The sequence below is a fragment of the Alphaproteobacteria bacterium genome (genome assembly GCA_033762625.1).
GTDB lineage: Bacteria > Pseudomonadota > Alphaproteobacteria > UBA9219 > RGZA01 > RGZA01.
Genome location: JANRLI010000017.1, coordinates 33,572 through 45,845, shown reverse-complemented (window position 1 = coordinate 45,845; position 12,274 = coordinate 33,572). Strand labels below are relative to the sequence as shown.

Genomic DNA, 12,274 nt, shown 5'->3' with positions numbered 1-12,274 from the left:
ATTCTATAAGTATTTAAAAAATTAACAACAATCATAAAGCCCCATAAATGAACCCCCTTCAACAAACCAATGAACTCTTTTTTAACCGTTCCGGAATGGATGAAGGCCGCGTCACGCGCCTTGTTCAGGATACGTTAAAAGGCCTCGATGATGGCGAGTTATTTCTGGAATATGTATCAAGCGAAAATTTTGTGTTTGATGACGGCAAGCTAAAAATGACCAATGCCGATACATCGCAAGGTTTTGGATTGCGCGGGGTGGTTGGCGATGTCACGGGTCTTGCCCATGCTACCACATTGGATGAAGCAGCCATCAAACGCGCTGCGCAAACCGTGCAGGCAGTAAAGATAGGTCGCACAGGAACAGCAGCGATGGATCCTGCGCAAACCAATCGCCACTTATATGCTGATGCTAATCCGCTAAATGCCATGGCCTTTGAAGATAAGATTGCATTATTGCAGGCGATGGATACATATGCCCGCGGTAAAGATCCGCGTGTGTCACAGGTTAGCGTGACGCTGGCAGGCTCATGGCAGGCGGTGCAAATCATTCGCGCCTCAGGCCAACGCCTTGCCGATATCCGCCCCTTGGTGCGTTTAAATGTCAGTGTCATCATGCGCGATGGCACGCGTCAGGAATCCGGCTGGGCTGGCGGCGGTGGGCGCGAAGCCTATGCACGTTTCGTTGAACCAAAATACTGGATGCCTATGGTCGATACCGCCGTTGCCATGGCAGAAACCAATCTGCGCTCGGTTGATGCACCGGCGGGTGAAACCACCGTGGTGCTTGGCCCAGGCTGGCCGGGCGTATTGTTGCATGAGGCCATCGGCCATGGATTAGAGGGGGATTTCAACCGCAAAAAAACATCCGTGTTCACATCATTGCTGGGCAGCCGTGTGGCAGCCCCCGGCGTAACGGTGGTGGATGATGGTGCAATTGAAAATCGACGCGGGTCACTAACCATAGATGATGAAGGTACACCAACCCAACGCACTGTGCTGATTGAAGACGGTATCTTGGTTGGCTACATGCAAGATAGATTAAATGGCCGTTTAATGGGTACCGGTTCAACTGGTAACGGCCGTCGTCAAGGGTTTGCGCATAAACCCATGCCTCGCATGACCAATACGCATATGATGTCGGGCAGCTATGCGCCGCAGGAAATCATTGCTTCGGTTAAAAACGGAATTTACGCCGCGCAATTCGGTGGCGGGCAGGTGGATATTACCTCCGGTAAGTTCGTATTTTCCGCACAGGAAGCATATAAAATCGAAGGTGGTAAAATTACTACGCCGATTAAAGGCGCAACCCTGATTGGTAGCGGCGCAGATGCATTGAAAAAAATTAGCATGGTTGGGAATGATAGCGCGCTGGATGGCGGCATTGGCACCTGCGGTAAGGATGGGCAAAGCGTGCCCGTGGGGGTAGGCCAGCCCACCATGAAGATTGACGGCATGACCGTCGGCGGAGCCGCTGTTTAAAATTTCCGGCGCTACCGTTTGATGCTTATTTCTTGGCGGGATAGCTGGAAGGTTTATCCAGCAGATTGCGCTTTACCTTATACAACGCGAATTCCGTTTCCATGGGGATAACAACCTGTTCCAGCCATGTCGGTATTTTATCGTAACTCATACGGTAGCCCAGCGATAATGTCTCCAGCTCCTTTTCATCGGGCCGTGTTTCAATCTTGTTCATTGAAACCGTGAGATTGGTGGTTTTAATGCGCGGCGCGCTATCCAGCGTACTTTCATAATAGGCCGCTTTGCACACTAGCACGTAATCCAAATCCAGCTTTTTGGCGATCGCACGCGCCGCAACATCATCGCGGGTGGAGCGGAAGAACATCACCATATCCGTGATGCCTCGGTCATTGCGATGATAGGGCGCGGCAATAAAATGGTGTTTGGTATAAAACATAAATTCGGGGGTGTAATCCATCTGCGCCATGATGGTTGCAGTCACATGTTCGTCATCATGCAAATCGCGCAGGTATGAAATGGTTTGTGTGCGGTCCTTGCATGGCATAGGCCCGCTATTGCCTAGATAGAACATGATATCGGGATTTAGTTTGCTGCCCTGAATAATTGCCGGAATGATCACTGTGGGAAGGAATGTAAAGGAAAGAACAACCAACATTTCCCAAGCGAATAACTGGCGCCCTGAATAATGGTGAGGGAGGGTTTTGAGGTAATTAATCAGCAGCCATACCAGCGGCACCATCGCTAATAACTGCGCATAGCTAATCAGGCGCACTTCCCAGAACATGGCAAGGCTGGTGAAAAACACTGTGAAAAATGCATAAAGAAGCCAGAGGCTACGCACACGCTGCGATTGGCGTGGTTTAAATAGTTGATAAAGGCTAGTAATCAGCGCAATCGTTGGTGCAAACAAACGGGTGGACAGGTAATAAATTGCCCCGCCAATCGCCTGATTGGGTGTGGATGAAAAACTATCCCCCAGCTTCAGCCATGCTTCATAAAACGGTATCGCTTCACGGATATTGGGGAAGAAGACTTGCTGCAGCAGAGGATTTACTTTTGCATAGGGTCCCATGATGAAATCCGGAAATTGCAGCAGGAATACATATAAATCAACCATGCTGGCAAACAGCGCAAAGGTCAGCAACACCGGCATGCTTTTAGTCATGCGCGAGACGATGAACAGCGCCGCAAAGAACGCGATTACATAAACGGCCAACATCACATGAAAGAAAGAATAGGAATCATATTCCGTTGCCCAGCGCACCGCCGGCGCTTTAGCAACTAATAACACAAGGATGCTGGTTGTCAGCAGCGACCCGCCAAATATCACCCCATTAATGAAGGCCGGGCGTTTTGATACAATCATCAGCAAGGTCATGCAGAAGCAAAACCCCAGCAGCATGGGAAGAATTTCTGCGCCATTCCACATCGCAAGGCCAATCGCAAGGCCTGCTAGCACCGCCATGCGTTTTTCCCGAATGCCCAATACCATGGATTGCAGAGCATAAAACGCAACACCCGCGCCCAGCAGAATATAGGCATGATGGTCAACCCGCATGGGCGAAAACTGGAAAATGAGCTGAATAGAAAGCGGCACCATGAAACAGGCGAGGCCCGCATACCCCTTGCCAAGCAGCGGGGTTGCAAAACGGCGCACCAGTTTAAGCAGGAAGAATAACAAAATGCAGGGCAGCACAAACGCGACCAGCATTGCCAAGCTGCTGCGTGGCGCATCCCATTGAAAGAAGTGACTTAAGGCTTCGAATACAAGGAGCAGACCTGCCAGCGGAATATCAACCAGCCGCGCCCAGTGCATGCTGATGACATGCTGCGGATAAAGTTGCGGTAGGCGCATATCAAACCAGCTTTGCCCGTCCAGCCAATTAAACACCTGCACAAAGCGGGTGTAATCATCGGTGTCCGGCATGGTCCAATGATTAAAATGGCTGTTGGGATTATAAATCGCCGAGATAACGACATAGAGCAGCACCATCCAATGCGTGGTGCGAAAAGGCGGTCGAAACGCGTCAACAATGAAACGAAAGAGGGTAGTCGTCCAAGTCATTTATAATACGACATATATGGGCGAAAGCTTTCTAAGGTTACGTACCTTGGGTTTCTATACCGGGTGGCAGGCTTGTGCTGCTGGAAGGGACAGAGCCCGATTTGCTGGCGACAGGCTTTGCGGGCGGCGGATTGTTGTTATCGCGGTTGATGTTTTCGCCGCGCAATAATGCACGTACTTCATCGCCCGATAATGTTTCGTATTCCAAAAGCGCCTTGGAAACTTTATGCAAATCTTCCATGTGGGTGGTAAGAATCTCGCGTGCTTTGCCTTCGGCCCAGTCAATCAGTTTGCGCACTTCTTCATCGATGCGGCGATTGGTCTCTTCCGACACGTTTTGCTGGCGTGCAACCGAATGGCCCATGAATACTTCTTCTTCATTGGAGCTGAGGCGTATCGTGCCCAAGGTTTCATTCATACCGAATTCGGTCACCATACGCCGGGCTAAGCCGGTGGCACGTTCAATATCGTTCGATGCGCCAGTGGTTACATGATCACTTCCAAAGATTAGTTCTTCCGCAACGCGGCCGCCAAACAGGGATGCCAGCTGTGACTTCAACTGCAATTTCGACATTGAATAACGGTCTTGTTCAGGAAGGCTCATGGTCACGCCCAGTGCGCGGCCACGTGGAATTATCGTTACCTTATGTAAGGGGTCATGCTCCGGCATATGCAGGCCAACTAAAGCATGGCCTACTTCGTGATAGGCGGTCAGCTTCTTTTCCTTTTCGGTCATGACCATGGAACGGCGCTCTGCGCCCATCATCACCTTATCTTTGGCATGTTCCAGCTCGGCCATACCTATGGTGTTCAGGTTGCGGCGCGCTGCCATCAGCGCTGCTTCATTCACAAGGTTGGCAAGATCGGCCCCCGAAAAACCCGGTGTGCCACGCGCGATTACCCGCGCATCGACGTCAGCTGCCAATGGAACTTTACGCATATGAACGCGAAGGATTTTCTCACGGCCCGAAATATCAGGGTTTGGCACAACCACTTGGCGGTCAAAGCGGCCCGGGCGCAGCAGCGCAGGGTCAAGCACATCGGGGCGGTTGGTTGCTGCGATTAAAATCACGCCTTCATTGGCCTCAAAGCCATCCATTTCAACCAACAATTGGTTGAGTGTCTGTTCGCGTTCATCATTACCACCACCAACGCCTGCGCCGCGCTTGCGGCCTAATGCGTCGATTTCATCGATGAAAATAATGCAAGGGGCATTCTTTTTGCCTTGTTCAAACATGTCGCGTACGCGCGCAGCGCCAACACCTACAAACATTTCAACGAAATCAGAACCCGAAATGGTGAAGAACGGCACATTAGCCTCGCCTGCAACGGCGCGAGCAATAAGCGTTTTACCTGTACCCGGAGGGCCAACCAACAATACGCCTTTTGGAATTTTACCGCCAAGGCGCTGGAATTTTTGCGGCTCACGAAGGAAATCGACGATTTCGGTCAGTTCCTGCTTTGCTTCATCCACGCCTGCAACATCTTCAAATACAACCTTGCCGGTTTTTTCGGTGAGCATGCGTGCGCGCGATTTGCCAAAGCCCATCGCCTTGCCGCTGCCGGATTGCATCTGGCGCATAAAGAAAATCCACACACCGATTAAAAGCAGCATCGGGAACCAGCCGATAAGCACGCCTAAAATACTTGGCTGGTTGCCATCATCGGGCTGCGCAGTGACACGCACATTCTTGTCCTTGAACATTTCGGTCAAGCTGGTGTTGGGCGGAACATAGGTTGTGAATGCCTGATTATCTGCCCCGCGGCCATAGATGTATTGCCCCTTAATCGTGATATCGGAAACTTTCTTTTCATCCACGCGTGCAAGGAAATCACTAAATGGGATATTTGCACCAGCTGCAACAGGGGAAGGATTTTGCGACATGTTGTACAAACCCATGAATACAACAGCCATTAAAATCAGAACCAGGATATTTTTGCCTAAATTATTCAAGAGAAGACCTCAGCGTTAGGTGGGTAATCGGTGGACGTTTAGTTTAAGCCGTGTGGTTCAAAGAGATATAGTGCCCATAAATGATTAAACAACATCAAACGAAGCAGCAAAAATGGGGTTTAACCAAGAAGTGCAGGGCATGGTTTAAAGGTCTCTGACAGTAGCAGTCTTTTTGGTAAAAAGATAGCTTTTACAATTGCTTGAGGATTATTGGCCGCGTCCTGTTCTGTCGTAAATTCAGGCACGCTATGCAATTGATTATCCACATATAAAGCAGGCAATGTGGCGCGGTGTAGCGCAGCGCAATCTGCAACCTGTTTGTACCCCATTTTTTCAAGCAATTCTCTGCCCAATGCGCCCAAGGGTGCGATGTATAAATTTTTATCGATTAGTGACGCCAAATGTGAAGAATTAGTAATAATTTTGAACCGGTTATCCCACAGCATATTATTTTCTAATCGTGCAGCTTTTGGTAATGCGGCATGCTCGCGGTAAAATTTAATCAGCCCAAACTGCATGATAATCTGGCAGCCGCACAATGTTTGATGCGGCGTTTCTTTTGACAAAAGATTTTGCACAAGAATTTCAATAGATGCATTCTTAGGCGGATAATCTTCTCCTGACATGCACAGTAACACGCGGATAAGCACGCGGCGCTTCATGTCGTCACCAAGACTTTTCCACGCGTTCATATCAATCTGGATATGCCCAAACGCACTAACCTCGGCATATTGCTTCAGCCATTGGTTGGTGGTTTCCTCCAGTGTAGCGCGCGCCAACCCTGCGCTTCGTGCCACTTCATAAAGTGTCGCTGTAGTAACGCCTTCTTGGGCCAAAGGTCCTGCCAAATTGCGTAGTCGTCCGCGCAAATATGCTTCTGATTCGTTCGATGGATCGCGTACATATGCCCAGCCATTCATGGCACAAGTGGCTTCCAGCCTATGTTTGTGTACGGGCAACAATGGGCGGATAAGTTTAATCCCATCCATCAAACGCGAACTGGGCATGCCCGCCAGCCCATCCACACCACTGCCTTTTAAAAAACGCATCATGACCGTTTCCGCTTGATCATCGGCATGATGCGCTACGAATAAATGTTCGATTTTTAAATTTCGGCATGCCTGCATTAACAATTCATAACGTGCATTGCGTGCCTGTTGGTGGATGGCAGAACTAGGCGCGTGTTCTTTTTCCCACTTCAATGTGACGTGTGTAATTTTTTTTGATACGCACCATTCATGGACTTGCGCAGCTTCGGTTGCTGATTCAGCGCGTAATTGATGATCAATGGTTATCGCAAACAGTTTGCCGCCACGTTGGTTTAACCAATCATTTAAAAGATGCGTAAGGGCTATGCTATCCGGCCCGCCGGAAACAGCGACTGCTACATGCGGTTTAGCGCCTAATGCTCCACAATGCTGCATCAGCCCGTCAAATTCTGAAGCACTTAAATGGCGCCCATTACTTGGCTTATACGCACCCTCGCATGATGCGGTTGTGGTGCTCATGAGCAGCCAAGCGTTTTCTTTTGCTGTTCGGCGCGGTTTTTGGTCACAGCTGTTGCGCTGGGGAATTTCTTGGAAAGTTCACCAAGCGTTGTGCACGCATCTGCCTTTTTGCCCATCGACCCTAATGACATGGAAAGTTTCAATAGATTATCCGGGGCTTTCGCGCCCTTGGGGAATTCCTGATAGGCTTCGGCAAATGAAACAGCGGCTTCCTGAAATTTCCCTCTTACATAGAATGTTTCAGCAAGCCAGTATTTCGCATTTTCAGTCAGATGATGCTTGGGGTGGTTTTTCAAAAACACCGTGAATGCTTTTTCTGCATCATCGTATTTGGCTTGGCGCAATGCGTTAAATGCTTCGTCATATTGTGCCTGCGCGGTTGAATCATCGCCCTTCACAACATTCGGTTCATCCTTGTTCTTGGAAATCGTGCCCAATGTGCCGTTGCTTTTATCCTTTGGCTGCGGCGCATCCAGCGTTTTGCCTGTTTCCGCTGGTTCCGGTGCAACAGCAGGAGTTGGTGTTGGAGCAGGTGCAGGCGGCGGCGCTGCTGCCGCGGCTTGTTGTTGTGCTGCTAAATTTTGCTGTGCAGCGACAAGGCCTTTCATATTGGCTTCGTGCGTTGCAATTTTCTGTTCCAGATCCTTAAAGCGAATATCATTGTCAGCGGCAATTTTTTGCTGGGTTTGTGCAAGCTGGTTTACCTGAAAGGTCAGCTTTTCCATTTGCCCTGTCATACCACGGACCAGATTTTCAAGCGCGTTCATGCGCAGCTGCAAATCAGTTGCCTGAAGGCCAACAGCTGGCGCGGTTTGTGGCGTGGCAACGGGTGGCGGTGGTGCGTCGCCTTCTTCAACACTATCGTGATTAAAATTTTGAGCAGCAGATAAGGGCAGTGCAAAACACAAGGTGCTCACAAGTAACGCGGAAAGCGTGACACGAAAAGAAGATGAGAGGCGCATAGGTATTCTCAATGAAGTGATTAGAACAAACCCAGTTTACACAGCATTAGGGCAAAAATAAAACGGGCAAAGAAAAAGGGCGCATAAAGCGCCCTTTTTTAATTGATTAAGCGTTAAGCTTATTTGATCACAGAAACACCGCGGCGGTTTTGTGCCCATGCTTCTTCGCTGTCTCCCGTTGCTTCTGGACGTTCCTTACCATAGGAAACCGTTTCAATGCGGTTTGCAGGAACGCCGGCAGCTACAAGGTACTTCTTAACGGAAGAAGCGCGCTTTTGGCCAAGCGCCAAGTTGTATTCGCGTGTACCGCGCTCATCGCAGTGACCTTCAACCGTAATGCTTACTGAACCGTATTCTTTGAGCCATGCAGCTTGCTTGTCCAAAGTTGCGCGGCCTTCATCGTTCACATCGGCTGAGTCAAAACCGAACCATACACGGTCGCCTACGTTATCAACGAAATCTTCAACGGATCCTGGTTTTGCATTTGGGTTCTTTAATGCGCCGCCATCAACGCCAGCAATGCCGCCACGGCCACCTGCACGGCTGCCGGATGAGTTTGCGCTGCCTGATGAACCATCGGGCGTGGATTCACATGCTGAAACCAGCAAAAGTGCAGCCACAAGGCTAAGAACTTTTAGACGCCCATTCTTCAATAACATTTTTATTCTCCGTGTTGGTTTTGGGTGGTGGTGTTTTTGGTAACTTTGAATCTCGTGAAAACGGCTTACGAATCATAGCCTTTGTTCGTCCATACTCTTGCCAAAACTGAAATCAATTTGAAAGAAGTACTTCAATAACTTAGGCTTTAATTTTGAAAATGTAACCCTGTCTCCACACAAATTTACGTAATGTGCCTAAATGCCTAAAAAGCATGGCAAAATTAAGAACATTACGCTCATGGAATAAGCGGCGACCATGCCGGATCAGAACCATCCAGCGGGGTTACAACTTCACGTTCATTATGACCCGTAATGTCGATCGAGTAGAGACGGGCGGTCTTGCCGCCACTGCCGCCACGTTCCTTGAAGAACATCAACACACGTCCATTTGGTGCCCATGTGGGGCCTTCGGCATGGAATGCCTGGGTAAGCAAGCGTTCACCGCTGCCATCTGGACGCATCACGCCAATATAGAACTGACCACCTTCTTGTTTGGTGAAGGCAATCAAGTCACCGCGCGGTGACCATACAGGCGTGCCGTACTTGCCACTGCCAAAACTGATACGGTGGGGGTTTGAACCTTCGCCGCCCATTACATAGATTTGTTGCGAACCACCACGGTCGGATTCAAATGCAATCTGATTGCCATCCGGCGAGTATGATGGCGCGGTGTTGATCGATGGATGGTTCGTCAAACGGTTGGTACGGCGCGTGCGCAAATCCATTGCGAAAATATTGCTGTCGCCGCCTTCTTCGATCAAGCTGAAGACCACCTTCTTGCCATCGGGCGAGAAGCGTGGAGCAAATGTCATCCCGGGGAAATCGCCCAATACTTCTTGGCGGCCACTGTCGATATTAAAAAGATAAACACGTGGCTTATTGTTGTAATAGGCAAGATAGGTAATTTCTTGCAGAGTAGGCGAGAAGCGCGGGGTTAGAATAAGCGTTCTACCATCGGTCAGGAAGCGGTGGTTTTCACCATCTTGATCCATAATCGCAAGGCGTTTTGCACGGCGGTTTTCTGCGCCGCTTTCTGAAATATAAACAACGCGGGTATCAAAATAACCTTCTTCGCCGGTGATGCGTTTATAAATAGCATCCGCAACAATGTGCGCGATGCGGCGCCAGTTTTGCGGCACAGTGAAGTAAGCCATGCCGGTCATTTGCTGTTCGGCGAACACATCCCACAAACGGAATTCAACTTTCAAACGACCATCGCCTTGCGGCGCGACGGTGCCGGTTACCAGTCCTTGCGCATTGATTACGCGCCAATCCGGAAAGCGCGGTGTGGCATGCGCACTGGCCGCATCTTGTACGAAGCTGTTCGGATTAATAGCTTTGAAAAGACCGGAACGCTCTAAATCTTGTGCGACCACTTTTGAAATATCTTGACCCACTCTTGCGCTAGTTGCATCGCTGCCGCCCATTTGGGTGATGGCAATAGGAATGGGCTCTGCAACGCCTTGCGTAATATCAACGCGCAATTTTGCTTCAGCGCGCTGCGCCGGTGATGCAAAAAGGCATAAGAGAACAAAAAGGCTGCGTAGGAGGATTTGCATTTTAGAGCATGTCCTTGGGGTTAAAGTTGAAAATGGTTTCTTGCCATTGTTGATATTTTTCGGGCGGTAAAGCAAGAGGGCTGCACCGAGGGTTACGTAAGGCCCTCAAGGCTGATTCCGCAACTGCCCTAAAGAAGGGGTCACGGCCCATGCGGGCCTGATCCACCACAATCGCATCTTTCAAGGTGCGGTCGGGATTGACCTGAATGTAAATCTCTACCGATATGTTTTCAATGTCCTTCGCGCCGACGGGAACATTCCAGCATCCGGAAATTTGTCTGCGTAATGCATCCTCCTCACTGATTGAAAGCTTATCAGCCATATTGGGTGCTGATGGTGCGGATGTGGCAGGTTTTGGTTCTTTTTGTGGCTCGGGCGTGGGTGTTGGTGCTGGCAAAGGCTTGTCAGCTGGCTTTTCGGATGGTTTCTTTATATCCGGCTTGGGTTCGTTCTTTAGCTTGGCTACGTTTTTCAAAATGCTCGATAAGGGGTCGGCCTTGGGTTCCGGCTTTTTCATCTCCGGTGGTTTGGGCTTTGGCGTTGGTGCAGGAAGAATGGCTTCCGGCTTGGGTTCAGGTGGTTTTGGTTCTGGTGTTGGTGGCTTGGGCTCCGGAGTTGGCGGCGCAGGCACAGGCTTAGGCGGTTCGGGTTTTGGCTCCGGCGGCTTGGGTGGTTCCGGTTTTACCTCGGGCTTTGGTGGCTCGGGTTTGGGGTCTTCCTGATGTTCAATATTTTTGGCGGTTGCAATCGGCGCTAATTCCGCGATTTCAACAGGGATAATCGCAGGGGGCTCCGGCAATGGCTTTGCGAATTGCGGTAAGCCAAGCCACAGCAATATGCATATTAATATATGAAGCAGCGCAGAAGCGACGACCCATTTTCTCATCTGTCTTGCCTAACCACTCGCAATTATTTTTTGGGCAAATCCGCAACCAACGCAACATGCTTGAAACCCGCGGCTGATAAAGCACCCATCGCTTCCATAATCCGGCCATAAGCAACACCCTTATCGCCACGCACGAAAATACGCATATCGGGATTTGCTCCCTTCATGGCTTGCAAACGCGGAACCAGCGCCTCAAGCGCAAGTTTTGTTTCTTGCAGATATATATCACCATTTGCCGTTACGGTAACAACCAGCGGCTCTTTATCGGATGAAATATTCTGTCCTTGCGTTTGCGGTAAATCCACTGGCACTGAAACAGTCAATAATGGCGCGGTGACCATGAAGATAATCAGCAGCACGAGCATGACGTCCACCAAAGGTGTGACGTTAATCTCGCTCATCGCGGCAGCTTTGCGCCGTCCACGCCGCCCAGCTTTTGCACCCAGTTGAACTGCCATATTACATATCCTCTAAATTGCGGGACATGGTGGCAAGCAAATCATTACCAAAATGGTCGAGGCGTTCAGCGTAGCGAGATATTTCGCTATTGAACTTATTATACGCAAGAACGGCAGGAATAGCCGCAACAAGGCCGATGGCGGTTGCAAACAATGCTTCGGCAATACCTGGTGCAACAACCGCAAGGCTCGTGTTTTGCGAGCTGGCAATCGCAGCAAAGCTGTTCATGATGCCCCATACTGTACCAAAGAGACCAATAAAGGTTGCAACTGAACCAACCGATGCAAGGAATGTCATGTGTTTTTCGATCTGGGTCAATTCGCGGCCGATCGTACCGTTAATCGCGCGTTCAATGCGTGCCAGCAAACTTGCGCGCATCGCTGCCGTTGCCGTCAGGTTCTTTTCAACAGCGGCTTTCCATTCCTTCATCGCGGCAATGAAGATGGAGCTCATGGGGTCAGAAATCTTGCCATTGATTTTATCATAAAGCATGTCAAGTGATCCACCGGCCCAGAAACGGTCTTCAAAGAAAATGGCTTTGTTCTGTAATGATTTCAGTTTGGATGATTTTTGCAAAATAATCGCCCATGTCCAAACGGATGAAAAAATCAGAACAAGAATGACGAGTTTTACAACACCATCGGCATGCATGAATAACCCTAATGGCGACATATCCACATGTGCTACAGAGCCGGGAAGTTTGAGCTGATCAACAATTTGCTGTTCCATGTTTCGTGCCTT

Annotated in this window: 10 protein-coding genes; 1 reads left to right on the top strand and 9 read right to left on the bottom strand. The window is 49.7% G+C overall.

Going from position 1 to position 12,274, the window contains the following annotated elements:
• Positions 1-47 precede the first annotated feature (47 nt).
• Positions 48-1,481, top strand: coding sequence for a metalloprotease TldD (gene tldD / locus SFW65_08600; GenBank protein ID MDX1923171.1), 1,434 nt, complete (start codon positions 48-50; stop codon positions 1,479-1,481).
• Positions 1,482-1,506: 25 nt separating this feature from the next.
• On the opposite strand, the gene SFW65_08595 is transcribed toward tldD, so the two are convergent.
• The 9 genes from SFW65_08595 to tolQ all read right to left on the bottom strand — a co-directional run bounded on the left by SFW65_08595 (position 1,507) and on the right by tolQ (position 12,262).
• Positions 1,507-3,546 carry a hypothetical protein gene (locus SFW65_08595; protein ID MDX1923170.1) on the bottom strand — a complete coding sequence of 680 codons (2,040 nt, stop codon included), beginning with the start codon at positions 3,544-3,546 and terminating at the stop codon, positions 1,507-1,509.
• 37 nt (positions 3,547-3,583) lie between these two features.
• Positions 3,584-5,500, bottom strand: a complete 1,917-nt coding sequence (gene ftsH, locus SFW65_08590) for an ATP-dependent zinc metalloprotease FtsH (GenBank protein ID MDX1923169.1) — start codon at positions 5,498-5,500, stop codon at positions 3,584-3,586.
• 119 nt (positions 5,501-5,619) lie between these two features.
• The gene (tilS, locus tag SFW65_08585) at positions 5,620-7,008 is read right to left on the bottom strand and encodes a tRNA lysidine(34) synthetase TilS (protein ID MDX1923168.1); all 1,389 of its coding nucleotides are present in this window, start codon (positions 7,006-7,008) and stop codon (positions 5,620-5,622) included.
• Positions 7,005-7,970 carry a tol-pal system protein YbgF gene (gene ybgF, locus SFW65_08580; GenBank protein ID MDX1923167.1) on the bottom strand — a complete coding sequence of 322 codons (966 nt, stop codon included), beginning with the start codon at positions 7,968-7,970 and terminating at the stop codon, positions 7,005-7,007. The genes tilS and ybgF overlap by 4 nt, the downstream gene beginning before the upstream one ends.
• A 119-nt stretch (positions 7,971-8,089) precedes the next feature.
• Entirely contained in the window at positions 8,090-8,629 is a 540-nt protein-coding gene (pal, locus tag SFW65_08575) for a peptidoglycan-associated lipoprotein Pal (protein MDX1923166.1), read from the bottom strand.
• A gap of 236 nt (positions 8,630-8,865) precedes the next feature.
• Positions 8,866-10,188 (bottom strand): Tol-Pal system beta propeller repeat protein TolB, encoded by a 1,323-nt coding sequence (gene tolB, locus SFW65_08570; GenBank protein MDX1923165.1) that lies wholly within the window; start codon positions 10,186-10,188, stop codon positions 8,866-8,868.
• Position 10,189: 1 nt separating this feature from the next.
• Positions 10,190-11,074, bottom strand: a complete 885-nt coding sequence (locus tag SFW65_08565) for an energy transducer TonB (GenBank protein MDX1923164.1) — start codon at positions 11,072-11,074, stop codon at positions 10,190-10,192.
• 23 nt (positions 11,075-11,097) lie between these two features.
• Positions 11,098-11,532, bottom strand: a complete 435-nt coding sequence (tolR, locus tag SFW65_08560) for a protein TolR (protein MDX1923163.1) — start codon at positions 11,530-11,532, stop codon at positions 11,098-11,100.
• Between the two features lies 1 nt (position 11,533).
• On the bottom strand, positions 11,534-12,262 hold the full coding sequence (tolQ, locus tag SFW65_08555) for a protein TolQ (GenBank protein MDX1923162.1): 729 nt from the start codon (positions 12,260-12,262) through the stop codon (positions 11,534-11,536).
• Positions 12,263-12,274: the final 12 nt, after the last annotated feature.